This window comes from Arenimonas donghaensis DSM 18148 = HO3-R19 (assembly GCF_000743535.1).
Taxonomy (GTDB): Bacteria; Pseudomonadota; Gammaproteobacteria; order Xanthomonadales; family Xanthomonadaceae; genus Arenimonas; species Arenimonas donghaensis.
The window spans coordinates 188,515-212,202 of record NZ_AVCJ01000012.1; the positions used below are offsets into that span (position 1 = coordinate 188,515).

The following is a 23,688-nucleotide window of genomic DNA, read 5'->3' on the forward strand; positions in this document are numbered from 1 at the left end:
AGGAGGTCGAGAATCAGCTCCGGCGGCAGCGGCTGTTGGCCCTGGCGGCTAGCGAAGGGCTGGCTGCGGCTCTGGTGTACGGCCAGCCCGAAGCCGAGTTGTCACTGTGCGACCAACTGCCAGAGGGCGGGGTGCGAGCATACCTGCGGGCTCTCGACGCCTCGAATCGCATTGGGTCGGGGCTGGTGCCCTCGGGTTGGAGCCATCGGCTCGACTGCGCCCACTGTGGTCCGGTGTGGTGGCACCGGGGCGGTTCGGTGCTCGCCTGCCCCTGGTGCGCGCGCCACCGTGCCGGCAAGGCCTTTCCGCGCCCCATTGTGACCTGTCGGCCCTGCCGGCATGCCAAACCGGACCACATAAACCCTTATGGCGGCGTTGGCCGCTGTGCCCTCGAGGGCGCGCGCATCCATTGGCCGGACCAGCGGCACGTCTGCGCCGAACACAAAGTGGGGGAGATGTCCGATGCCTAGAGCGCGCGGAGGTGGTGGCGACAGGGCGGCAGCCTCGAGCCGGCAGGTCTCCAGGGTAGCGGCGAAGGCAAAGAAAGCCGGCGGGGGGCGGGTTCGGCCTGCCCCCCAGGAGAGGGGAGAGTCGAAAGGCAAAGACATTGTCCGAAAGATCTCGCGGCCCTCGGTACTATCCGCCATCACGATCGACGCCTTCCGTCCTTTGGGCCTTGAAGCGCTATCGCTACCCGCCCTAGTCGAGGAACTAGGAGCACAGGTCACCCGCACAGTCAGCGGGGATCTGAATCGGCCGGTGGAGATGCTGACGGCACAGGCACACACGCTTGACGCCATCTTCAACCGCTTGGCGATGCGAGCTGCTTCGAACATGGCGGAGTATCCCGCTGCGACTGAAACCTATCTAAAGCTCGCTCTGCGCGCGCAGAGCCAATGCCGGGCAACGCTCGAGACGCTGGCCGCGATCAAGAATCCTCCGGTGGTCTTCGCCAAGCAGGCGAACATCGCTCATGGCCACCAGCAAGTGAACAATGGGATCCCGCGCGCGGAGGAAAGCGGGAACGCGCCAAACAAACTATTGGAGGGGCAGGATGGCCAGTGGATGGACGCCCGAGCGGCGACTACGTCAAGCAAAGCTGATCCGGCGGTGGCGCCCTTGGGAGAGGTCCACGGGCCCGACGAGCGAGGACGGCAAGGCGCGGACTAGCCGTAATGCTTGGAAGGGTGGGGCTAGAGCAATGCTGCGGGAGCTGGCTCGACTACTGCGTGCCGCCCGTTAGGCGTAGTCAGCGACCCTCCACTGAGACGAGGCAAAACGATCCCTCTCAGATTGCGGGCGCTGGTCGACCCTGATATTTGCGCCTGAATGAGCTGACCAGCGATTCTGGTGTTATCTGCGCGAGCCCGCCGGGGTGACGGCAACTGATATCTACTGGGAAGGGCGACTTCCGCTCCCGGCCATTCTGTTGGAAAACTCAGATCGCGAGAATCTGCCTTGAATTTGCGCTTGGCAGTGGTCGCGACAGTGTGTTTCTGAGTCTCTAGATGACTGCCGAACGCCCAGAAGGTAACTGTCACTAGCGCCGGTCGGATGGTGACCCAAGCGGGTCGAGTTTTTAACAGAATAGAGCACAAGTATAAATCGGAGAATGATAGAACGCCGTGCTTAAGCGGCCGCCGGCAGACGAATTTCACGAAACCAAATAGCTTCTCGCCGCGTTCCGCCGGTATGCATGGTTCGCCGCCACCTAGAAAAGTATCCCCGTAATGTCGCTGGCCGCGTTCCTCCCTGCTCGGTAGTCGCTGCTAGTTTTCGGGAGCACGAACATATACCGGGGGTCGCCGTGGTAAACAATTTTGAAGTGCTTGCCGTCTTCAGAAAGACTGAACCCAAGGCGAATTAGCTCGCCACGAATCCTGGCATCCATCGTCCTGTAGTCCTTCAGAATGGCCTTAACCCCTTTCGCCAGCTCAGCGGCATGATTGGAATGAGGGTTTGCCTCCATCAAGTCGTGGACTATATGTTCCCGACGGCTATTCTTCCGCACGCCGCTTAGGCTAGCTTGGAGAATGGAGATCACAGTGTCACGAACCTCATTCGGATACAGGTCGTGCTCTTTGCCAAGAACTAGGATGCCTCCGCCACTCGTCGCAATTGACGAGTTTGAGGCGCTAATCCGGCGGATCTCGGCATTTAGCCTTTGAATCTCATCCTCAGCCTCTTTTAGGCGCGTCTCTTTTGCCCTGAGCTCTGCATCGAAAGCTTCGACGTAGTCGTTCAGCGACGACGATCCTTGCTCCCGTAGCTGGGTGACCCGATACCGTGAGAGCTCCTCTTGGAGATGCGCCCACGTGCATCGACTTGAGAGGCGCCGGTTTGATAACGCCAAACGCAAGTCGTCTGAGAGCGTCCTCTGAAGCGCCCGAGCGTCATTCTCGAACATGGAAAGGTAATAGGACTTTCTGGCTCGACTCTGAGGCCAGTAGACGCCTACCGTGCCCCCGTAAACGTTCCGTCCATCGACGAGCTCTCGCAGCTTCGAGGAAAAGGCCCGTGACGGCTCAACAACGACGTGCGCCAAGCCGGAAACGTAAGCCGCAAGGGAGTTCGCATCGATGGCGGGCTCTCCGTCAAATCCGGCGCTTACGTACACGATAGGTAGCCTATTCTTTGCCACGCCTTCGATCAGTGCTGCCGCCGCGGACGCGTGCGCCTCTCCAAGCTCGAACGCCTTGTCTGTGACTGGTATCACACCATCTTCGCCGCCACCGAGAGTTCGGAGAACCTGTTTAATTATGTAGGGCTTTTTCGCCTGCGGAAGGCTTACGGCGGTGCCAAAGGATTCGCAGGAAACAAGAACGCTAAAAAGCGTTTCACCCCCCTCGCGTCGCGCCACGATTGAGGTTGACCACTCGAGTCCGGCATCTATTCTGCGATATAGCAAGCCCGCCATCTCGCTACTGCCTGTGACTACGGACGCAATCGTTGCAGTCTCATTTCCAGCTCGCAGCTCAATCGCGTCGTTCGTAGGGGTTGCTGCAAAACTCGACTCAGCGAAGGAGGTGTGAGGACTTCCGGTTACCCATTCACATGCCAGCCGAAGTACGGCGTCGGTTCCAATTCCGCTGGCGAGTGGAAATTCGGTGGAGAATGTGATCATGGCTAGCTACACGTTCAGGAGTGATGGCTAACGCCTGGGTCGAGCCGCGCGGAAAGGCGTTGGCTTAACTGATTGGTTAGTCGACGCTAGACCCGAATAGCTGAGGCCGCAACTCCCCTGGCGCCTACAGGCATGAGAAAGTTTCGCACCCGCCTGACTGCTGGGCACCGAAGTCGGTTACGGGCGTGGCAAAGTCCTAAAGCTTGAAGTCCGGGCTGGTAGACGTTCGGCCTGAGCGACGCTCGGACCGGGTATCTGCCACGCATTCTCCGATCAAGACTGACTTCAAGAAACTCCATCCGTAAGACCTAGTGCGAGCCGGCCCCTATGCCTTAGTGCCGGTGGCTGGTAAGCCCGGGATCGGGCGATGTCTGCCTCCGGCCAAAAGCGGACATCGTTACCAGGCAGAACGTTCGAGCTACGCTGCCCATGGAGGCAGGTACTGTAAGCCCGGACTGAGTCGATTTGCGGAGTACCTCTGGCCGGGCTCACAGAGCCTGCCGGATCGGGACAGCTTAAGCGAGGGTGTGGGCCTCAGTGCTCAGCGCCGGCGGACTTACTGCTCCTCTGAGCTCTCTTCGTCCTCAACTTCTTCAATCGACGCTGTCAATCCAAAGGTCGGAGCTTCAAGTACCTCCGCTTCTTCAGCGAGAACCAGTGACTCGACTGCTTGCTTGGCGCTCGTGATTTGAACGTACGCTTGATTCAGTGAAGCGAAGAACTGTGTAACGGCTGCACCATACTCCTGGGCAATTTGCCTCTGTCGATCAATGTGTGGCAGAAGGACGGTCATATCAAGAACGTCAGTATCGGAGATGACGGGATATGCAGTTTCAGTAATCGAGGACTGAAACTGGAACCGTGCAAGCGATGTACGAAGAAACAGCGCCAGATAACCCGGGTCGACTTCGTTCCAATCTCGGATTCGAAGTGTTGTAAAGAATACAGTGCAAATTTGCTCGTCAAACTCTTCTGGAACTGAAGCGATCGCGCCGCGCGTAGGCCGCCGCGTCGATATGAGGATGTCGCCGGTCTTCATGATACGGCGAGCGTTGTTAGGTGCTTGGTCGCCACGAAAGCTTCTGTAGCTCTTTATCCTCCCCAGGGCTACATCTATATCGCTAATCTGAACGTAGCGAAATACCTCGGTTGCCGTCTGCTTTTTGTTCCGCTCGTTGCGGTGCGCGTCGGCAAACTCCTTGATCTTCTTTGCAGTGAATCCACTGTTATCTAGCAGATCCGCGATATCTAGGTTGTTATTCTCGACGCGGAACTTGTGCGAGAGGTCCGTAATTGGAAGCGTGAATGCCTTTTTGACGCTGATCATTCCGGCAGCTCCCAGGTGATCTTGTCGCACATGTGTGTGATGCAGGCCTCCACTTCGCTTCCTGCCCTGGGTCTACCTGTCGCGTCGTAGCCGATGTTCTCGAGGAGGTAGAACGCAACGTCGTAGCGTTTCTCGTTGTCGAAGTCGGCAGGCTTCTTCTGCAGAAGGCAGAGGCTCGTCTTTGTGGTGGTGCCGAAGGGGGCAAACGTCTCAGATGGAAGGCTCACCACGCCTCGAAGTAACATGTGCTCTAGCAACCAGTCCCGAACGAACTGAACGTTTGAGTTTCCGAGATTTCCGTCTGGCAGAACAATTGCCATACGTCCGCCGGGCTTGAGGAACTGGTAGCAACGCTCGATAGCAAGAACTTCAAGCGGAACTGACTTCTTCTTCTGTGGGAGAGAGAACCTCCCAAGCATCGTCCGGGCTTCTTCGCCTAACAGGCTACCAAAGGGAGGGTTCGTTAGTATCAAGTCAAATATCGCAGGATCTTGAGTGTTGTCCTCGCGAAGCGCAATGATGTCAGGGTAGTTGTCGAAACTAAGTAGCGAGTCAGTATTGCGAATGTTGGTGTGTCCGTCGTCATGCATCAGCATGTCGGTCATGGCAATCCGAACCATTCTTTCGGACTTTTCAATGCCGTGCAGATGAAAGAACTTGAATTGATGAAACGCGTACTCCGTCAGATGAGCCTTCTGATTTTGTGAGACGTAGTCTAGCGATCGCGTTAGGAAGTGTCCGGATCCGCAGAATGGATCCAGGATAAGATCAGCCGCCTTTGGACGGGCGATTCGGACGGCAATCTCGACCACGGGGTCGGGAGTGAAGTATTGACCCATGCCCGCTCGAATCGCGGGTCCAAGGACTTTCTGAAATGCGCGCCCCTTAATGTCTGCCTCGGTATCGACCAGCGAAAACTCCTGCAGCAGCTCGACTACGCGGTAAAGGCATGTGTCGCTCAGTCGGATCGAGGACTTGAAGACTCCTCTCGATCTTTCGTAGCCAGGAATGCGCTGCGAGTAGATTTCGATGTCGCGTTTCCGTGCATCATCGTAAAGCTCGCGTATGGTGGATGCCGCCTCTGACGGGTTGCTCGTACCGTAGACTTGAAAGCGAAAGGGCGTGTTTGCTGGCTGCTCGCAGGTAAAGCGCTCGTCGTATATCTTCGTGTAGAGCACCTTTGCCAGTTCATCAAGGGCCTCGTCATCATGAAGGCCGTCAATGTCTCGAATGGCGCTATGAACCTCAAACAGTCGTCTTTCGTATTGCTCAGTGATGACCTTCAATCCAGTCGTTGGTCGAGCCTGGGGGTCAGGTGGGAGTTCACGTACTAAAAGGGCCTTCTGCGTTGCCGTTCCGCCAAACGCGGGAATGTCCGGTATGTACTCGAAGTCATTGGGATCAATCTTCTTTCGGACACAGCGAACACGGTCGCCGTCAGTGACCAGGCCTATTGTTGCTGTGTGCGTAGACGCGAGGTAGGTTTCTAGTTGTCTCTCGGCTTCATGGAATTCGGCCTCGTCGACTCCTCTCTTCTTGACTTCAAGGTAGAGGAAGGTGCGCCCAGCTTTGTTCTTGAGCGATATGTCGGCCTCTTTGGTCGAAGAGCCCATTTTGACGGGTTCCTCAATTACGATTTGCTCTCCGATCCATTCCATTGGGTACTTGTAGTTATGAAGTAGTTGGCGAAGTGCCCATTGGCGGACAAATTCTTCGATCTGGCGCTCGGCGCCATCCAACGATCCCTTGAGCTTGAAATACTCCGCAACGCGAGCCTTAGCGGTCATCACGTCTCTGTGAGTGGCGAACAGCCATTCTTCCGGGGGTATAACGTAAAAATCTGCGATCAGAGCCATGAGGTTTTCTTGGTCTTTGGAAGACGTGAATGCTAAGGGTAGGCGCGCAAGGGTTGCGGATGTGGCGCCTAACGCCGGATTTGAGCCGGGTAGCGGAGTGGCTTCGGCTTAAATGAATTGTTCGACCTTAGCTGCATGGCCGAATTCGAAAAGTGATTGTAGCCGCGCCACCAACGCCAATACCCATGAACTTGCCGTCTGCACTAAAACTAGCAGCGAACTCAAGCTCGTGAATCTCGTACTCTGTGTTGGCTGTGTCGATGATTTCCTGAATTAGGGCGTCGATTTCATCTTTGGCCTTGGTGAGCCCCCTCATGAGCTTGCCTGGCTCCACAACGCTTCCAGCGGGGATCAGTACCTTGCTCCCGGGTGCATTGGTGTAGCCCTTAGGGCGTTTAGGGATAGCTCTCTTTATCGCGATGAAGTCACGTGAGGCCTTCTTCTGCGCGGCTTTCTTAGCAGGCTTCTTTTTGGCAACCGCCATGACTCCCCTCCCCCTAGCGCCTGACACCTGAGTCAAGCTGCGTCGCGGAGCGACGTCGGCTCGAATGGTTGGTTGGTCCTCGGCCCAAACTCCAGGTGGCGAGGCCCGTTATGGAAATCCTAGCAAATGATAAGTCGCGCCGGCCGCACAGTGACCTGCCGAGAATCGCCGGCTGCAGGCCGAGGTGAACCGCCTGACCGAGCAGCGCGGCATCCTAATAGAGGCCGCGGCGGACTTTGCCAAAGGGTAAGGGCAAAGTAAGCCTTCATGAAGGCGCACTAGCGAGAGTTCCGCGTAACTACGATGTACCAGGTGATGGGCGTGCAGCGCCTGGCCTGCTGCGCGTGGCCGGCTGCGCCGCTGAGCGACCGGGTCGCGGAGAAGCCACAGTTGGGGGCGGCCAGCGCTGGCGCGACCACGAGCTGGCGCGCCCCATCGTCGAAGAAGTTGCCAAAAAACTTGAGGGCTGGCTCACCACCCCGACCTAGGTCCGATCCCTCGCCTTCGGGGCTAGCTGGGCGTTGCCGAGGCCAGCGGTGGGGCTCAGGCCGCCAGCGGTGAGCCGCCTTGCAATGCCAGCCAGTAGGTCAGGCCCTCGGTTCGATCGCGTGCCGCAAACGAGGAGATCGACAAGCACCTCGCACGCAGTCGCAGTGCTGCCAGAAGCTGCCGCTCGGGGCTCTTGGTGGGCTGCTCAAGGATCGCCTCGGAACGCGCTTCCAGTAGCTTAGCCAAGTCGTCGCAGTTCAGGCTGGGGCACAGCGATATTGCCAGCGAATACTCGTGGCTTGTCTCCCAAATTGAACTTGACCTCGATGCCTCCAACCGACTGTCCTGGCATGAAATGCTGGGAGTGATTATCGCTTGTCTTCATCGCGCGCGCAGGTCGACGGCAGAGGAGGCCCGGTTGGCCACCCTGCAGATGCGACCGAGCTTCCCGTGAGCCAGTGGGTCGACCTCATAGAGCTCCTGCCAACTGCTTCGGGAGTTGGCCCGCCTTCTTCGGGTCTTCTGGGAAGAGCAGCGCCGGGCGCGCTAACATTGCCTCGCTAGCGGGAGGTCCCACCCCGGGCAATCGTAGCCCGGCGGTCGTCTCCCGCCGGCCCAGTGCCGTGGTTGGGCCGTCATTCTGTAGTTGGCGGCGTCGGCTCTGGTCGATACGGCAGTTCGTGAATCTCTAACCCTTCGATTGCGGTTCCTCCGGGTACATGCTGATAGATGCCCGGCGGCAGTGTGCGAACGTCCAGACCCTGGTACAGCGCCCCCTCCATGGCGCTGGTGAACGGCACCGGGGAGTGCTTACGCAGCACGGCGATAGCCCAGATGCGCATTGGATCGCTCCCCTCCGTATCCTCCGCGCCTGGTGGTTTTGATAAAACGCCCACGGCGATGCTGACGTAGTCCTTGCTCAGAGAATCTCGAGCTACGGTCTGCTGAATCCATGCGCCGATAGCGGCCACCAGCAGCGGAACAGCCAAAGCAGAAATGGTGCGCGTCCACTCGTGCCGGAACTGGGAAATGGCCGGCGACACTCCCTGCTCTTCGAGGGTCTTCGTATCCATAGGCGTCCTCTCTGGCTCAGGGCACCCGGGCAATCTACCTGAACCGTCTCAACCTGTGAGGCGACCGTCGATATCCTCGTGGCCATGGCCCTTTCTCCGTTCCGTGACCGCCTGATGCGTGGGTACGCCTGCACCCGAACCCTAGACCGCCAGGCGGACAGCCTGCGCCAGCGCATGGCCGATCTCTCCAGTGACCCGGAGGCCGCGGCTGACGTGTTCGCGGCGATTCGCGAAATTCGCAAGACGCTGGACCGTGCAGAAGTGACGGCGAGACTCCTCGAATCAGAGCTCAGGATCTCGAATCCTGCCGACTAGGGACCCTGTAGGGACTGCCGGTGCCGGGCAAAAGAAAAGGGCCTGCCATTCCTGGCAAGCCCTTGATTTATATGGTGGCCGGGGAGGGAATCGAACCCCCGACACGGGGATTTTCAATCCCCTGCTCTACCAACTGAGCTACCCGGCCATCCGTCGCACCGGCGTGGCCGGGCGAGCGCGAGATTCTATCCGAGCCGGGGAGGGCGAGGCAAGCCGGACTGTGCCTGACTCGCCCGGGGCCGCCCGGATCGCCGGCGTAAACCGGGTCTGAATGCGTGGCGCGGGGCTTGTGCCCAGTTCACGCGCCCGGGAGTAGGGTTGCTGCACGGTCCAGCACGGCCGAAGCTAGAAGGAGATTCGCCATGAAAGCCCGCATTGCCCTGATTTCCCTGACCACGGCCCTGGCCTTCGGCCTGGCGCTGCCCGTGGCCGCCAAGTCCGACAACCCCGCCAGGGACGCCAAGCGCCTCGAGCTGCTGCAGGCCAACGCCGGCGAGTCGAAGCAGACGGTCAAGTTCCTGCGCGCGATCCACGGTTACGAAGTGATCGATGCCCAGCACGTGCTCGTCTGGGAGACGCCGCACAAGGCCTGGCTCCTCGATCTTCGCGAAAGCCCGGCCTGCAACGGCCTGGATCGTGAATTGAGCATCGGCATCGAGTCGCTTTACGACACCATCAACACCCGCAACGGTTACGTGGTCGGCGACCATGGCCTGCGCTGCAAGATCGACGAACTGCGCGAGGTCGACGTCATGGCCTGGAAGCAGGCCGAGCGCGACGCCGGCATCCGCAGCTAAGGATTCGTCCTTGCCTCAGCCTGCCGGCGGGACATAGCCGGCAGGCTTCTCGGCGCCATCGCCGAAGAAGTACTTCTCCATTTCCGCCTCCAGGAAAGCCCGGTGTTTCGGGTCCAGGGGCGAGAGCCGGTTTTCGTTGATCAGCATGGTCTGGTGCGCCAGCCACTGCTGCCACGCCTCCCGGCCGATGTTGTCGTAGACGCGCTTGCCCAGCGGGCCGGGCCAGGGCACGAAGCCCAGGCCTTCGGTTTCGGTTTGCATCTTCTGGCAGAAAACGGTGCGGCTCATGGCGGGGCTCCCAACAGCTTCTTGACCGGGGCCGGCAGGCCGAGTTCGTGCAGGTTTTCCATCGGCTGCCAGCGCAGGTCGGCATTGTCGCCTACCCGGGCGTCCTCAGCGACGCCGGCATCGGACAGGCGCCAGCGGCGCGGTTCGATGTGCAGGCGGTAGTGGCTGAAGACGTGCTCGAACACCGGCAGGTCCTCGCCGGCATCGAAATCGGCGGCCACGTGCCGCGCCAGCCATTCGCGGGCGGCGTCAGCGCCTTCGGTTTCGGGCAGCGACCACAGGCCGGACCACACGCCCTTGCCGCGTCGTCGCGACAGCAGCACGCGGCCCTGGGCGTCCTGCACCCACAGCATCAGCGTGCGCCGTTCGGGCAGCGGCTTGCCCGGTTTGGCTTCGGGCAGTTGCCCGACGCGGCCCTCGCGGCGCGCCACGCAGTCATCCTGCATCGGGCACAGCACGCAGGCCGGGTCATGGCGGGTACAAAGCGTTGCCCCGAAGTCCATGATCGCCTGCGTGTAGTCCGCCAGCCGGGTATCGGGCAGGTGTGATTCGGCGAGCTGCCAGAGCTTCTTCTCCACCGGTGAACTGCCCGGCCAGCCTTCGACGCCGTGGAAACGCGCCAGCGTGCGCTTGACGTTGCCGTCGAGGATGGCGAGCCGCTGCCCGTGCGCCTGCGCCAGGATCGCGCCGGCGGTGCTGCGGCCGATGCCGGGCAGGGTGGCCAGCGTTTCGAAGTCATCCGGCAGGTCGCCGCCGTGTTCTAGCACGCAGACCTGGGCGGCCCGGTGCAGGTTCCGGGCCCGCGCGTAGTAGCCCAGCCCCGCCCACAGCGCCATCACCCGGTCGGTGTCGGCGGCGGCGAGGTCGGGCAGCGTGGGCAGGGCGTCGAGGAAGCGCGTGTAGTAGGGGATGGCCGTCTGCACCTGGGTCTGCTGCAGCATGATCTCGGCCAGCCAGACGCGATAAGGCGTGCGCGGGTGCTGCCAGGGCAGGTCATGGCGGCCGTCGCGGTCGAACCAGGCCAGCAGGCGGTCGGCGAACTGGCTCATTCTTCCCCGGCCGGGGCAGGCTCCACGATTTCAGCCTGCACGTCTTCGAGCGTGAATCCTTCGATCACCAGCGCCGGTGCGGAGAACCGGCCACGCAGGGGCGGAACCGGCCGACGGTTTTCGTCGGCAAGCCAGGCCTGCATGTCTGCGATCACCAACGTTGCATCGAGCGTCGTCTCGCCGCGTTCGAGCTTCGCCGACAGCGGGTCCGACAGATCGGCGGCGCCGGCATAGTCGACCGTGAAGCGCGTCGGGACGGCGACCTGCGACGCGGGTTCGGGAAGCACCGGCCAGTCCCCGGGCCATTCGGGCATCGAACCCTCGAGCCGGAACCGGGTCTTGCCGTCGCGCTGTCCCTGGCTGTAGCTGAGCCGGTCGGCGCGAACGCTGGGCAAGGGCGACGTGCCTGTGAACTGCGATTGGGTGCAATTCACGCCCAGCTCCGGTTCCTGGCGGTGGAAGAAGCAGTCGGCGGCCTCCAGGCGGTAGGGCAGGCTGCCCGGCTCGCGCTCGATGACCCCTTCCGCAAGGAGCCCGAATGCCGTTGATTCACCGGCTTTTTCGACGGTGAGCACGGCGTCGCCCGATACGCGCAGCGACTCGCGCACGAACGTGCCGGCGAGTTCGATCCGGGCTGGTTCGTTGGCCGCCAGGTGGTCGAGGGCCAGCGACAGGTCCTGCACATGCCAGCCGTCGCCTTGCACGCGGCCTTCGACGACCTCGATGCCGCGGGTCAGGGTGGGCACCTCGAAAACCCCGGCCGGGGGCCGGCTTTGCCGCCAGTCGGCGAGCGCCGCCAGGTCCAGCGCCGAGCGCTCGAGCTCAATACGGGTGATCACCACCGTGTCGTCGCCGCCCCAGACGGTGTCCCAGGGCAGCGAAATCTCTGCGCGCCCGGCGGTAAGCAGCGGTGCGGCGGCACCCGGCTGGCGTGCGACCACGTTCGGCAGCACCAGGCGCGGTTCCGGGCGCAGCGCGTACGCGGGCTGTCCCTCGAAGGTGATTTCCAGACCCTGCGATTCACCCAGCGCCGACAGCACGGTGCGCGCCAGGCGGCTTGGCTCGAGCTGGTGGTTGATCCAGAGTCCCGCCGCCGCCAGCAGGGCCAGCCCGATCCCGAGGACCCAGGGCCAGCGGCGCTTGCGCGGGGCCGGGGCCATTCAGGCGGCCGGCGCGGCCGGCAGCAGCGCGTCGACGAATCCTTCCGGGTCGAACACGCGCAGGTCCTCCGGCTTTTCGCCCAGGCCGATGAAGCGGATCGGCAGCCCGAACTCGCGGGCCAGCGCGAACACCACGCCGCCCTTGGCGGTGCCGTCGAGCTTGGTCACGACCAGGCCGGTCACCTTGACCGCGGCGTGGAACTGGCGCAGCTGGTTGAGCGCGTTCTGGCCGGTGGTGCCGTCGATGACCATCAGTACCTCGTGCGGGGCGCGGGCGTCGAGTTTTGCCAGCACCCGGCGAATCTTGCCCAGTTCCGCCATCAGGCCCTGCTGGGTGTGCAGGCGACCGGCGGTGTCGGCGATCAGTACGTCGATGTCCTTGGCCTTGGCGGTTTGCAGGCCATCGAAGGCCACCGACGCGGGGTCGGCGTCCTGGCCCTGGGCCACCACGTGCACCTGGTTGCGCTCGCCCCAGATCTTGAGCTGCTCGACCGCCGCGGCGCGGAAGGTGTCGCCCGCGGCCAGCATCAGCGAATGGCCGTCGAGCTGGAAACGGCGCGCCAGCTTGCCGATGGTGGTGGTCTTGCCGACGCCGTTCACGCCGACGGTGAGGATGACGAAAGGCTTGGCGGTGGCGTCGATCTCGAGCGGCTTGGCCACCGGCTTGAGCATCGCCAGAAGGTCGTTGCGCAGGGCGCGGAACAGGGCGGGCACGTCGGCGAAGTCGCGGTCCTTCATGCGCTTGCGCAGGCGTTCCACGACTTCCGTGGTGGCCGGCACGCCCATGTCAGCGGTGATCAGCGCGGTCTCGATCTCGTCGAGAAGGTCTTCGTCCAGCTGCGGGTTGCGGGAGAACAGGCCGCCCAGGCTGCGGGCGAACAGGCTTCCACCCAGCGTTCCCTTCATGGCCTCGCGGCCTTCGGCCAGCTCGGCTTCCAGGCGCGCGGCTTTTTCCTCCTGGTGCACGGTGAAGGCGCGGGCCAGGTCATCGGGGCTGAAACCACTGCGCGCAGGCGCGGCCGGCTTGGCGGAGGGCTTGGCCGGCTCGGTCTTTTCGGGCTTTTTCTTCAGGAAATCGAACATCGCGCTGCTTTCGCGGACAATGGCGCGAATGTTAACACCCGGGCCCCTGCCTCCCCGATGAACCAGCGACCCAAACCCCGTGCCCCGGGCAGCGTGCGCATCATTGCCGGCAGCCTGCGCGGCTCGAAGCTGCCGGTGCCCGACCGGCCCGGCCTGCGCCCGACCTCGGACCGGGTTCGCGAGACCCTGTTCAACTGGCTCCAGCCCCGGCTGCCGGGCGCCCGGGTGCTGGACCTGTTCGCCGGCACCGGCGCGCTGGGCTTCGAGGCGGCGTCGCGGGGCGCCGCCGGGGTGTTGCTGGTCGAGCGCGATCCCGAACTGGCCCGGTCCCTGCGCGAGCAGGCCGTGCGCCTGAAGGTGGAGCGGCTGCAGGTGGTCGCCGAGGACGCCATCGCCTGGCTGGGGCGCAAGCCGGAGGCGGTCTTCGACCTGGTGTTCCTGGACCCGCCGTTCGCGGCCGGTCTCTGGGAGCCGGCGGCCGCCGCCCTGGCGCCCTGGCTGGCCCCGGGGGCGCTCATCTACGTCGAAAGCCCGCGCAACGTGGTGCCTTCGCTGCCGGCGTCCTGGCCGGTGCTGCGCGCAGGCGAGACCCGCGACGTCCGCTACGCGCTGCATCGCGCCGGAGACTGATACACTTCCGCCATACCCACCCGCAGGGCGTATTGATCGGCATGAGCCTGGCCCGAACCCGCGTCGCGGTCTATCCCGGCACGTTCGATCCCATCACCAACGGACACATCGACCTGGTCGCCCGCGCGGCCCCGCTGTTCGACAAGGTGGTGGTCGGTATTGCCGAGAGCCCCGGCAAGGGGCCGGCGCTGCCCCTGGAGCAGCGGGTCGATCTGGCCCGCATCGCCCTTTCCGGCAACGACAACGTCGAAGTCGTCGGTTTCCACTCGCTGCTGGCCCATTTTGTCCACGACATCGGTGCCGGCGTGCTGCTGCGCGGCCTGCGCGCGGTGTCGGATTTCGAATACGAATTCCAGATGGCCAGCATGAACCGCCACCTGATCCCGGACGTCGAGACCCTGTTCCTGACCCCGGCCGAACAGCACAGCTTCATTTCTTCCAGCCTGGTGCGCGAGGTCGCGCGTCTTGGTGGCGACGTTTCGGGGTTCGTGCACCCGGAAGTCGCCAAGGCCCTTGCCGCCCGGTGGAAGCAGTCGTAGTACACAACTCACATAAAGAGGTATCGCCATGACCCGTGCTCTGATTCCCGTCGCCATGCTGCTTTCCGCCCTGTTCCTGTCGGGCTGCAAGAAGGAAGAGCCCGTCGAAGCGGCGCCGGCTCCGCTGACCGCCCCGGCCAGCACCGACGACAACGAATGGAAGGCCTACCTGGGCCAGGTCATTGGCCGCAACCAGGAAGGCGTCACCGACCGCGTCTTCTCCTACTACCTGCCCATCGACAGCGATGTGCCGGCCGAGGGCGACCAGGACGGCAAGACGATGTTCGACCGCCAGCTCGAGAACGTCACCGTGGTCGTCCAGCGCACCGTGCTGCCGGGCAACATGCTGGCCTTCGGCTCGCCCGACAGCAGCAAGATGGCCGACCTGATCGTGATGTCCTTCACCGACGCCGATCCCAGCGCCCTGGCCGGTTCGCAGGTGCTGTACATCGGCAACGCCGCGGACAGCGAGCGGGTCAAGGCAGCCGTCGAGGCCGCCGGCGCCAAGTACGTCTTCGTCGAAGCCAAGTAAGCCGCTTCGTACCCGGACGGATCCGCCGCCAGCCGGCGGATCCGACGGGACGGACGGGACGCCCCATGTCCCTGCTCATCAGCGACATCTGCATCAACTGCGACGTTTGTGCGCCGGCTTGCCCGAACACCGCGATCTCGCAGGGTGAAGTGATCTACGAAATCGATCCGGCCCGCTGCACCGAGTGCGTGGGCCACTTCGACGAACCCCAGTGCGTGGTGGTTTGCCCGGTCGAGTGCATCGACCTCGATCCCGGGCATCCCGAGTCGCGGGAAATCCTGCTGGCCAAGTACCACGCGCTAACGAAAGGAAAGTCAGCCGCATGAAGCGATTCCTGCTGTCGCTGCTGCTGGCGCTGTCGCCGCTGGCCGCCGCCGACGTTCCGGCGCCGAAGGTGCCGGCAGAAGCCGGCATCGCCAGCGCCAACGCCTACGCCACCGACGCCGGCATGCAGGTCCTGGCCGAGGGCGGCAATGCCTTCGACGCCGCCATCGCGGTCAGCGCCACGCTCGGCCTGGTCGAACCGGAAAGCTCGGGCCTGGGCGGCGGTGGTTTCATGCTCCTGCGCATCGCCGGCCAGGACCGCGACGTTTTCGTCGACGCCCGCGAGCGCGCGCCGGCGGCAGCGACCCGCGACATGTTCCTCGACGCCAAGGGCGAGGTGGACCGCGACAAGGCGGTCAATGGCGCCCTCGCGGCGGGCATCCCCGGCCTGCCTGCGGGCCTGGACCACCTAGCGAAGAAGTACGGCCGCCTGCCGCTGTCCCGGTCGCTGGCGCCCGCCATCCGCCTGGCCCGGGAAGGCTGGCGCTTCGGGCCCAAGAACGCCGCGATGCTGGGCTACCGCAAGCAGGTGCTGGCGCGCAGCCCGGCGGCCGCGGCGCTGTTCCTTCGCGACGGCGAGGTGCCGGCCGAAGGCACCCTGATGCGCAACGAAGACTACGCCCGCACGCTCGAGCGCCTTGCCGACGGCGGCGCCGATGCGTTCTACCGCGGGGACTTCGCCCGCAAGCTGGCGCGCGGCGTGCGCGAGGCCGGTGGCCTGTGGACCGAACGTGACCTGGCCGAATACACCGTCGTCGAGCGCCAGCCCATCCGCATCAGCCACCGTGGTTTCGAGATCGTCACCGCGCCGCCGCCCTCGTCGGGCGGCGTGGCGCTGGCGACCATGCTCAAGGTGCTCGAGGGCTACGACTACCCGCGGCTGGGCAAGGTCGAGCGCAGCCACCTGTTCGTCGAGGCCATGCGCCGCGCCTACCGCGACCGGGCCCTTTACCTGGGCGATCCGGACTTCGTGCAGGCGCCGGTGGACATGCTGGTTTCCGATGCCTACGCCGCCGGCCTGCGCGCTTCGATCCATCCCGGCAAGGCGACGCCGAGCGAGCTGCTGCCGGGCGTCAACGCCGAGCCGCTTCGCCCCGACACCACGCATTTTTCAATCGTGGACCGGGAAGGCAACCTGGTCGCCGTCACCCAGACGGTGAACCTGCCGTATGGCAATGCCCTGGTGGTGCCGGGCACCGGCTTCCTGCTCAATAACGAAATGGATGATTTCTCGGCCAAGGCCGGCGTGCCCAACGCCTTTGGCCTGGTCGGCGAGGACGCCAACGCCATTGCCCCCGGCAAGCGGCCGCTGTCGTCGATGACGCCCAGCTTCCTGGTCGGCGGGGGTCGCACCGCCGTGCTGGGGACCCCGGGTGGCAGCCGCATCATCACGATGGTGCTGCTGGGCATGGTGGAACTGATGGAAGGCAAGGGCGCCCAGGCCACGACGGCCGCGCCGCGTTTCCACCACCAGTACCTGCCCGACGCCGTGCAGGCGGAAGCCGGTGTCTTCGAGCCGGCGGAAGTCGCCGCGCTCGAGGCGATGGGCCACGTGGTCCAGGCCGGCGACCGCACCTGGGGCAACATGCAGGTGGTGGTGTGGGACCATGCCACCGGCGAGGTCGAGGCCGGCACCGATCCGCGCTGGAAGGGCGTGGGCAAGGGTTCGTCCACCGAAGCCTCGGTCTATCGTTAGGAGGTCGTCATGAAGCTCTGGTCGATCCTTGGTAACTCGCAGCGCCTGGACGGCGGCGCGATGTTCGGCAACGCGCCGCGTGCCATGTGGCAAAAATGGTCGCCGCCGGACGAACTCAACCGCATCGAGCTCGCCTGCCGGGCACTGCTGGCGACGCCGGTGAACGGCAAGACGGTGCTGTTCGAGGCCGGCATCGGGGCCTTCTTCGAGCCGAAGCTGCGCGAACGTTATGGCGTGGTCGAAGAACGCCACGTGCTGCTCGACTCGCTTGCCGAAGCAGGCTTCGGCCATGAGGACGTGGACGTGGTGGTGCTGAGCCACCTGCACTTCGACCATGCCGGCGGGCTGCTGGCGGCGTGGGAAAAGGGAAAACCGGCCCGGCTTCTGTTTCCCAATGCCACCTTCGTGGTCGGGGCCGAGCACTGGCGCCGGGCCCGCGAACCGCACCCGCGCGACCGCGCCAGTTTCATCCCCGAACTGATGGACCTGCTCGAAGCCAGCGGGCGGCTGGAGCTGGTTTCCGGCGACCGCTGCAGGGTCCTGGGCGACGCGGTGCGCTTCCACTTCAGCGAAGGCCACACGCCGGGCCTGATGCTGGCCGAGCTGTGCGGCCCGGCCGGCGACGATCGCCGCCCGCGCGGCGGCTTGGTCTTCTGCGCCGACCTGGTGCCTGGCCGGCCCTGGGTGCACGTGCCGATCACCATGGGCTACGACCGCTATCCGGAAATGCTGATTGATGAAAAGCGCGCCTTCCTGGAAGACAAGCTGGCGCGCAACGTGCACCTGTTTTTCACCCACGATCCCGGCTGCGCCCTGGCGCAAGTGACCCGGGACGACAAGGGCAAGTTCGGAACCACCCACGAGGTCGCCGCGCTGCATGCCCGCCCACTGGCTGCCTGAGGAAAACCGAATGAACCGACTGCTCCTGCCGCTCCTGCTGTGCCTGTCCCCGGTGGCGTTGGCCGCCGACTACGGCGAGCCGATGCCCGAAGGCGAGGCCACTGCCATCGCCAAGGCCGCGGCCAGCCCGGCCGCCTACCAGGGCAAGCCGGCCAAGTTCAGTGGCCGCATCACCGAGGTTTGCCAGAAGAAGGGATGTTGGATCGTGCTCGAGCAGGACGGCCACAGCGCCCGCGTCATGGCCAAGGACCATGGTTTCGAGGTGCCCAGGGACGCCAGTGGACCCGCCGTGGCCTATGGCGTGCTGCAGGTCGAGCCGATCAGCGAGGAACACGCCCGCCACCTGGTCGAGGACGATGGCGCCCAGGCGCCGGCAAAGCAGGAGCTGCGCATCGTCGCCACGTCCATCAGCCTGCCGGACGCCTGACTGTCACCTTCGACCCGCAGCATGGTGGGTCGGTCCGGACCACCGCGGGAGAACGGCGTGAACCCTATCGAAGAACCGCCGCGCATCGCGCGGCGCCGGCTGCTCAAGGGCGGCCTGGGCCTGGGCGTGGCGGCGCTGGGCCTGGGGCCGATGGGGACGCTGCTGGCGCAGGCCGGCGGTGGCCTGGCGGTTTCCCCGGGCTACGGCCCGCTGGCGCCGGTGCGCGATCGCGCCACCGGCCTGCCGCTGCTGCAGCTGCCTGCTGGATTCGAATACACCAGTTTCGGCTGGGCCGGCGAGGACATCGCGCGGGGCCAGGCCTGCCCCGGAAAGCATGACGGCATGGGCGTGGTTGGCGTGGACGGGGACCTCGTCACCCTGGTGCGGAACCACGAGATCACCCGCGAGCCGGGTGGCAGCTTTGCGCCAGCCTCGGCGACCTACGATCCCGACACCCGCGGCGGAACCGTCACCCTGCGCTTCGATACCGCGCGTGGCACCTTCGTCGACGCCCGGCCTTCGCTGTCGGGCACCCTGGTCAATTGTGCCGGCGGCGTGACGCCATGGGGGTCCTGGCTCTCGTGCGAAGAGGTCGTGCTCGACGCGGGCCAGAAAGTCCGGCTGGGCAAGGACACCGTGCACGAGATGAAACGCAGCCACGGTTTCGTGTTCGAAGTGCCCGGGAAGGGCCTTTCCAATGCCGAGCCGCTGCTGGACATGGGCCAGATGGAGCACGAGGCCGCCGCCGTGGACCCGCGCGACGGCGTCGTTTATCTCACCGAGGACCAGGAGCCGTATGCCGGCTTCTACCGTTTCATCCCGCGTGCGCCAGGCGAACTGCACCGTGGCGGCCGACTGCAGATGTTGCGCGCCGAAGGCGCGCCCGACCTGCGCACCGGGCGCCGGGTGGGCGAGGTCGTGAAGGTGCGCTGGGTGGAGATCGAAGAGCCCACCCGCGGCCGCAGCGCCAACGGCGATCCCGATGGCCTGGTGCGCCAGGGCCTGGCCAACGGCGGTTCGGCCTTCATCCGGCTCGAAGGCGTGATCGTCGCCGAAGGACGGGTCTTTTTCACCGCCACCAGCGGTGGCGACGCCGGCTGCGGCCAGCTTTGGGCCTACCGTCCGCGCGAGGGCCTGCTGGAACTGGTCTTCGAGTCGCCCTCGCCGGACGTGCTGGACTACCCCGACAACATCGTCGCCAGCCCGCGCGGCGGCCTGGTGATCTGCGAGGACTCCGACCAGCCCGTGCAGCGCCTGTACGGCATGGACCGCGGTGGTGGCCTGTTCGAGTTTTGCCGGAACAACGTGGTGCTGGACGGGCACCGTGGCTTCAGCGGAGACTTCCGGGACGAGGAGTGGGCGGGTGCCTGTTTCTCACCGGACGGCCAGTGGCTGTTCGCCAACATCTACGAGCCGGGTTTCACGGTCGCCATCAAGGGTCCCTGGAAGCCCGGCCTGATCTGAAGGACCGGACATGATCACCATGCTTTACGCGGGGCTTTGCACCCTGCTCATCCTCGCCCTGGCCGGACGCGTGATCGCCGGCCGCTGGCGCCACAAGGTCGGCCTGGGCGATGGCGGCAACAGCGAGCTGAGCCGCCTGGTGCGCGCACACGCCAATGCCGTGGAGTACGTGCCCCTCGCCCTCATCCTGCTCGGCGGCATGGAGCTCAACGGCTACGCGGACGGGCTGGTGCACGCCTTCGGCGCGACCTTGTTCGCGTCGCGCCTGCTGCATGCCTGGGGCCTGGCCACCAGCGGCGGAACCAGCACCGGCCGTTTCCTGGGCACGGTGCTGACCCTGCTGCTGATGATCGCGATGAGCGTCATGGCGATTCTGGGATTCGTCGCCGGACAGGCCGGCTGAAATTTCCCTGTGGGAGGGACTTCAGTCCCGAAAAGCTTCGGGACTGAAGTCCCTCCCACAAACGACGTTCAGCGGCGCGGCGGGGCGAGCAGCTCGACCCGGCTGAGGAAACCGTCGCCGTTGGCGTCCTGCCGGTGGAACTGGGCGCTGAAGCGCGCCTCGTGCTCGGCCAGGGTGATGCGCGGGGCGTCGGGCACGTGCTGTTCGTGCGGTTCGAGCACGCCGTTGCCGTCCAGGTCCATCTGCCGGAACGCAAATCCCATGCGCTCCAGGAATTCGGCAAGCGACACCCGGCCATCGCCGTCGAGGTCGACGCGAGCGAAATAATCGTCCGCCTGCGCGAAAGCGGGCGGAGCCAGCAGCACCAGCGCCAGCAGGCTAGCCCGCATAAACCGTGATTTCCTCGCGGTCGTGGTACAGCTGCTTGGCGCGCAGGGTCAGCGGCCGCCCGGCGTGGTCGACGAAGTGCTGCAGGCAGTCGCGGGTTTCGTCCCAGCGTTTTTTCATCGGCAGCTTGAGATTGAAGACCGCGCGCTTGCACCAGCCTTCGCGGAACCAGGTGGCCATGCGGTCGGCCACCTTGGCGGGGGACTCGACCATGTCGCAGACCATCCACTCCACAGGCTTGGGCGGCTGCCAGCGGAAGCCGTCGGCGCGGATGTGTTCGATGATGCCGGTGTCCATGGCGCTGGCCGCCATCGGGCCGTTGTCGATCGCCGCGACGCGGATGTGCCGGCGCGCGAGCACCCAGCTCCAGCCACCGGGCGCGGCGCCCAGGTCGGCGGCGTTCATGCCCGGCTGCAGGAAGGCGTCGCGCTCTTTCTCGGTGAGCAGGCACATCAGCGCCTCTTCCAGCTTCAGCGCCGATCGGCTGGGGGCGTCGGCGTGCGCGCGCAGGCGCGGCACGCCCAGCGGCCATGGCGAGGCGTCCTTGGGATCGGCGCTGGCCAGCAGGGCGTGGTTGCCGGCCAGCATCAGCACGTGCAGGCGCGGCAGCCGCGGGTCTTCCTTCTCGGTGATCAGGCCGCGCTGGCGAAGCGCCGGACGCAGCGCATTGCCCAGGGCGCGGGCCAGGCCCGAGAGCTGCCGGCCATCGTCGGAGTCGGTGTGCTCGACCCAGACGTCGCCGTGGCGGCCGCGACCGCCCAGGGCGTCCATGATCGGCGCCACGCGATCCTTCGGGTCCATGCCCGGCAGGTCGGCGAGCAGGCGCAGCTTCTGGCGCGCGAAGATCAGGGTGGACCAGGGCAGGGCCTGCGAGAGCGCGGCGCCGTCTTCGACGCCGAGCAGTTGCACGAAGCCGGTGTTGCGTTCGGCCTTGGCGTAGCCGGGGAAACCGGCCATCGCCGAACGTTCGCCCAGTTCAGCGGCCAGTTCCGGTTCGAAACCGGGTCGGCAATAGGCCAGCAGGCCATCAGTAGACAAGTCCGGACTCCCCGTAGTCACGCAATACGTCGCGCGCGTGGTCGCGCAACAGGTCGGTACTGACGCGGATGCCACGTTTTTCCAGCTCGCCGCGCCAGTCGGCGGGCAGGGGGCCTTCGTCGAAGCCGGCCAGGTCCTGCACGTCGTCGGCACGGGCGCCGATCAGCAATTCGTCGATGCCGGCCCAGACCACCGCGCCGTAGCACATCGAACACGGCTGGGCCGAGGCGGCCAGCGTGATCGGGCCGCCGGACTGGTTGAGCCGGAAGCTTTGCAGTCGCTGCTGGCTGGTTGCCAGCGCCATCACCTCGGCGTGGGCGGCCGAACAGTTGTGCGGCACCACGCGGTTCACGCCGACGCCGACCAGGCGTTCGCCGCTGAACACGGCCGCGCCGAACGGACCGCCGCTGCGGTGGTCGACGTTCCGGCGCGAGAGCTGGATCGCGAGCGCCACCTTGTCCTCGGCCGACGGATAGGCGCGCTGGGCGTCCACTTCCTCGTGGATCCAGGCCGGCAGGGTGAGGTGGAGCTGGGCGTAGATCATGCGCGGGTCACTTCCTGGCCCAGGTGTCGCGCAGCGTGACGGTCCGGTTGAACACCGGGCGGCCGGGGCCGTGGTCGCGGCGGTCGGCGGTGAAAAAGCCCAGGCGCTCGAACTGCACGCCGGACTCGGCCGCCAGCCCGGCCGCCGAAGGCTCGACCCAGGCCTGCACCACCCGCACCGAATCGGGGTTGAGGTGGTCGCGGTAGGTCTTGCCGTCTTCGTCGCGGTCCGGGTCGGGTACGTTGAACAGGCGGTCGTAGAGCCGCACCTCGGCCGCCACCGCATGCGCGGCGCTGACCCAGTGGATGGTGCCCTTGATCTTGCGGTCGGCGCCCTCCATGCCCGGTCGCGACTGCAGGTCGAGCGTGCAGCGCAGCTCGGTGATCTCGTCGCCGTCCTTGACCACTTCCTGGCAACGCACGATGCCGACGCCGCGCAGGCGCACTTCGCCACCCGGCACCAGCCGGTGGAAACCCTTGGGCGGGACCTCCATGAAGTCCTCGCGCTCGATCCACAGCGTGGACGAGAACGGCACGTCGCGTTCGCCGAAGCCCGGGTCCTTGGGGTGGTTGGAAAAGCGCAGGGTTTCGGCGTGGTCGTCGGACAGGTTGGTGATCACCAGCTTCACCGGATTGATCACCGCCAGCCGGCGCGGGGCGGCCGCGTCCATGACTTCGCGGATGCAGCCTTCCAGCACGGAGTAGTCGATCAGCGAGTTCTGCTTGCTGATGCCGACGCGGTCGGAGAACAGGCGCAGCGCCGCGGCGGGCGTGCCACGACGGCGCAGGCCCTGGAGCGTGGGCATGCGCGGGTCGTCCCAGCCGGCCACCAGGCCGTCCTGGACCAGGGCCAGCAGCTTGCGCTTGCTCATCACCGTGAAGTTGATGTTCAGGCGCGAGAATTCGATCTGGCGGGGCTTGCCCGCGGGCACGGTGAAGCCGGCATCCACCAGCGGCTGGTAGAGCGCCGGGTCGCCGGCCAGGTCGACGTTGTCGACGAACCAGTCGTAGAGCGGGCGGTGGTCTTCGAACTCCAGCGTGCACAGCGAATGGGTGATGCCTTCGAGCGCGTCGGAAAGGCAGTGCGCGTAGTCGTACATCGGATAGATCGGCCAGGCGTCGCCGGTGTTCTGGTGCGCCACCTTCTTGACCCGGTAGATGGCCGGGTCGCGCAGGTTGATGTTGCCGCTGGCCATGTCGATCTTCGCGCGCAGGGTGCGGCTGCCGTCGGCAAACTCGCCGGCGCGCATGCGCCGGAACAGGTCCAGGTTCTCTTCGACGCTGCGCGAACGGAAGGGCGAGTCGCGGCCCGGTTCGGTCAGGGTGCCGCGGTACTCGCGCACCTGCTCCGCGCTCAGGTCGCAGACGTAGGCCTTGCCCTGTTCGATCAGCTTGATCGCGCCGCGGTAGAACACTTCGAAATAATCGGAGGCATGGCGCAGTTCGGCCCACTCGAAACCCAGCCAGCGCACGTCTTCCTTGATCGCCTCGACGTACTCGGGGTCTTCCTTGGCCGGGTTGGTGTCGTCGAAGCGCAGGTTGACCCGCCCGCCGAACTCGCGGCCGATGCCGAAGTTCAGGCAGATCGACTTGGCGTGGCCGATGTGCAGGTAGCCATTGGGCTCGGGCGGGAAGCGCGTGCGCACGGCCGCGTGCTTGCCGCCGGCCAGGTCCTCGCGGACGATCTGGCGGATGAAGTCGTTCTTTTCCGGCGCCGGGCTGGCGTCGGTGGGGTCGGGGTTCGGGGTCATGCGTCCGGA

General features: G+C 65.1%; 25 protein-coding genes and 1 tRNA gene. 12 read left to right on the forward strand and 14 right to left on the reverse strand.

Annotated elements, in window-relative coordinates; translation table 11 throughout:
* The first annotated feature begins 759 nt into the window (after positions 1-759).
* Entirely contained in the window at positions 760-1,170 is a 411-nt protein-coding gene (locus tag N788_RS14845) for a hypothetical protein (protein ID WP_051924465.1), read from the forward strand.
* A 541-nt stretch (positions 1,171-1,711) separates the two neighbouring features.
* On the opposite strand, the gene N788_RS14645 is transcribed toward N788_RS14845, so the two are convergent.
* From N788_RS14645 to N788_RS07175, 5 genes are all read right to left on the reverse strand, one after another.
* Positions 1,712-3,124, reverse strand: coding sequence for a hypothetical protein (locus N788_RS14645; protein ID WP_152560417.1), 1,413 nt, complete (start codon positions 3,122-3,124; stop codon positions 1,712-1,714).
* Positions 3,125-3,680: 556 nt separating this feature from the next.
* Positions 3,681-4,451, reverse strand: a complete 771-nt coding sequence (locus N788_RS07165; RefSeq protein ID WP_034222903.1) for a restriction endonuclease subunit S — start codon at positions 4,449-4,451, stop codon at positions 3,681-3,683.
* On the reverse strand, positions 4,448-6,307 hold the full coding sequence (locus tag N788_RS07170) for a type I restriction-modification system subunit M (protein ID WP_034222905.1): 1,860 nt from the start codon (positions 6,305-6,307) through the stop codon (positions 4,448-4,450). The genes N788_RS07165 and N788_RS07170 overlap by 4 nt, the downstream gene beginning before the upstream one ends.
* A gap of 127 nt (positions 6,308-6,434) precedes the next feature.
* Complete coding sequence (locus tag N788_RS14650; RefSeq protein WP_152560418.1) at positions 6,435-6,791, reverse strand: hypothetical protein; 357 nt, start codon at positions 6,789-6,791, stop codon at positions 6,435-6,437.
* Between the two features lie 1,124 nt (positions 6,792-7,915).
* Positions 7,916-8,353, reverse strand: coding sequence for a hypothetical protein (locus tag N788_RS07175; RefSeq protein WP_034222907.1), 438 nt, complete (start codon positions 8,351-8,353; stop codon positions 7,916-7,918).
* An 84-nt stretch (positions 8,354-8,437) separates the two neighbouring features.
* Between N788_RS07175 and N788_RS07180 the strand changes: the two genes are divergently transcribed.
* Positions 8,438-8,668 carry a hypothetical protein gene (locus tag N788_RS07180; RefSeq protein ID WP_034222914.1) on the forward strand — a complete coding sequence of 77 codons (231 nt, stop codon included), beginning with the start codon at positions 8,438-8,440 and terminating at the stop codon, positions 8,666-8,668.
* Positions 8,669-8,740: 72 nt separating this feature from the next.
* Here the strand turns inward: N788_RS07180 and N788_RS07185 are convergent.
* Positions 8,741-8,816: transfer RNA gene (locus tag N788_RS07185), tRNA-Phe, on the reverse strand.
* 214 nt (positions 8,817-9,030) lie between these two features.
* On the opposite strand from N788_RS07185, the gene N788_RS07190 reads away from it, so the two are divergent.
* Positions 9,031-9,465 carry a DUF6491 family protein gene (locus N788_RS07190; RefSeq protein ID WP_034222916.1) on the forward strand — a complete coding sequence of 145 codons (435 nt, stop codon included), beginning with the start codon at positions 9,031-9,033 and terminating at the stop codon, positions 9,463-9,465.
* A 15-nt stretch (positions 9,466-9,480) separates the two neighbouring features.
* On the opposite strand, the gene N788_RS07195 is transcribed toward N788_RS07190, so the two are convergent.
* Genes N788_RS07195 through ftsY form a run of 4 tightly spaced genes read right to left on the reverse strand, consistent with a single transcriptional unit; the run spans position 9,481 to position 13,045 of the window.
* Positions 9,481-9,753 carry an oxidative damage protection protein gene (locus tag N788_RS07195; RefSeq protein WP_034222918.1) on the reverse strand — a complete coding sequence of 91 codons (273 nt, stop codon included), beginning with the start codon at positions 9,751-9,753 and terminating at the stop codon, positions 9,481-9,483.
* Positions 9,750-10,802 carry an A/G-specific adenine glycosylase gene (gene mutY / locus N788_RS07200; protein WP_034222921.1) on the reverse strand — a complete coding sequence of 351 codons (1,053 nt, stop codon included), beginning with the start codon at positions 10,800-10,802 and terminating at the stop codon, positions 9,750-9,752. Before mutY ends, N788_RS07195 begins: the two co-directional genes overlap by 4 nt.
* Complete coding sequence (locus tag N788_RS07205) at positions 10,799-11,962, reverse strand: AsmA family protein (protein WP_034222922.1); 1,164 nt, start codon at positions 11,960-11,962, stop codon at positions 10,799-10,801. The genes mutY and N788_RS07205 overlap by 4 nt, the downstream gene beginning before the upstream one ends.
* Positions 11,963-13,045, reverse strand: a complete 1,083-nt coding sequence (gene ftsY, locus N788_RS07210) for a signal recognition particle-docking protein FtsY (RefSeq protein WP_244444100.1) — start codon at positions 13,043-13,045, stop codon at positions 11,963-11,965.
* Between the two features lie 57 nt (positions 13,046-13,102).
* Between ftsY and rsmD the strand changes: the two genes are divergently transcribed.
* The 9 genes from rsmD (at position 13,103) to N788_RS07255 (ending at position 19,960) form a co-directional block, all read left to right on the forward strand.
* Positions 13,103-13,675: a 16S rRNA (guanine(966)-N(2))-methyltransferase RsmD gene (rsmD, locus tag N788_RS07215; protein WP_034222927.1), complete on the forward strand. Its 573-nt coding sequence runs from the start codon at positions 13,103-13,105 to the stop codon at positions 13,673-13,675.
* Positions 13,676-13,716: 41 nt separating this feature from the next.
* The gene (coaD, locus tag N788_RS07220) at positions 13,717-14,214 is read left to right on the forward strand and encodes a pantetheine-phosphate adenylyltransferase (protein ID WP_034223381.1); all 498 of its coding nucleotides are present in this window, start codon (positions 13,717-13,719) and stop codon (positions 14,212-14,214) included.
* Between the two features lie 28 nt (positions 14,215-14,242).
* The gene (locus N788_RS07225; RefSeq protein ID WP_034222930.1) at positions 14,243-14,746 is read left to right on the forward strand and encodes a hypothetical protein; all 504 of its coding nucleotides are present in this window, start codon (positions 14,243-14,245) and stop codon (positions 14,744-14,746) included.
* 65 nt (positions 14,747-14,811) lie between these two features.
* Entirely contained in the window at positions 14,812-15,072 is a 261-nt protein-coding gene (locus N788_RS07230; protein WP_034222939.1) for a YfhL family 4Fe-4S dicluster ferredoxin, read from the forward strand.
* Positions 15,069-16,766 carry a gamma-glutamyltransferase gene (gene ggt / locus N788_RS07235; RefSeq protein WP_034222942.1) on the forward strand — a complete coding sequence of 566 codons (1,698 nt, stop codon included), beginning with the start codon at positions 15,069-15,071 and terminating at the stop codon, positions 16,764-16,766. Before N788_RS07230 ends, ggt begins: the two co-directional genes overlap by 4 nt.
* 9 nt (positions 16,767-16,775) lie before the next feature.
* The gene (locus N788_RS07240) at positions 16,776-17,666 is read left to right on the forward strand and encodes an MBL fold metallo-hydrolase (RefSeq protein WP_034222951.1); all 891 of its coding nucleotides are present in this window, start codon (positions 16,776-16,778) and stop codon (positions 17,664-17,666) included.
* A 10-nt stretch (positions 17,667-17,676) separates the two neighbouring features.
* On the forward strand, positions 17,677-18,093 hold the full coding sequence (locus tag N788_RS13910; RefSeq protein WP_051924467.1) for a DUF4920 domain-containing protein: 417 nt from the start codon (positions 17,677-17,679) through the stop codon (positions 18,091-18,093).
* A 57-nt stretch (positions 18,094-18,150) separates the two neighbouring features.
* Positions 18,151-19,557, forward strand: coding sequence for an alkaline phosphatase PhoX (locus N788_RS07250; RefSeq protein ID WP_160171917.1), 1,407 nt, complete (start codon positions 18,151-18,153; stop codon positions 19,555-19,557).
* Between the two features lie 10 nt (positions 19,558-19,567).
* Complete coding sequence (locus tag N788_RS07255) at positions 19,568-19,960, forward strand: MAPEG family protein (RefSeq protein ID WP_034222953.1); 393 nt, start codon at positions 19,568-19,570, stop codon at positions 19,958-19,960.
* A gap of 68 nt (positions 19,961-20,028) precedes the next feature.
* Here the strand turns inward: N788_RS07255 and N788_RS07260 are convergent, their stop codons facing one another.
* Genes N788_RS07260 through N788_RS07275 form a run of 4 tightly spaced genes read right to left on the reverse strand, consistent with a single transcriptional unit; the run spans position 20,029 to position 23,679 of the window.
* Positions 20,029-20,349, reverse strand: a complete 321-nt coding sequence (locus N788_RS07260; protein WP_034222955.1) for an EF-hand domain-containing protein — start codon at positions 20,347-20,349, stop codon at positions 20,029-20,031.
* Positions 20,339-21,385, reverse strand: coding sequence for a 23S rRNA (cytidine(2498)-2'-O)-methyltransferase RlmM (rlmM, locus tag N788_RS07265; RefSeq protein ID WP_034222958.1), 1,047 nt, complete (start codon positions 21,383-21,385; stop codon positions 20,339-20,341). The genes N788_RS07260 and rlmM overlap by 11 nt, the downstream gene beginning before the upstream one ends.
* On the reverse strand, positions 21,375-21,929 hold the full coding sequence (locus N788_RS07270) for a nucleoside deaminase (protein WP_034222960.1): 555 nt from the start codon (positions 21,927-21,929) through the stop codon (positions 21,375-21,377). Before N788_RS07270 ends, rlmM begins: the two co-directional genes overlap by 11 nt.
* 7 nt (positions 21,930-21,936) lie before the next feature.
* Positions 21,937-23,679 (reverse strand): glutamine--tRNA ligase/YqeY domain fusion protein, encoded by a 1,743-nt coding sequence (locus N788_RS07275; RefSeq protein ID WP_034222963.1) that lies wholly within the window; start codon positions 23,677-23,679, stop codon positions 21,937-21,939.
* Positions 23,680-23,688: the final 9 nt, after the last annotated feature.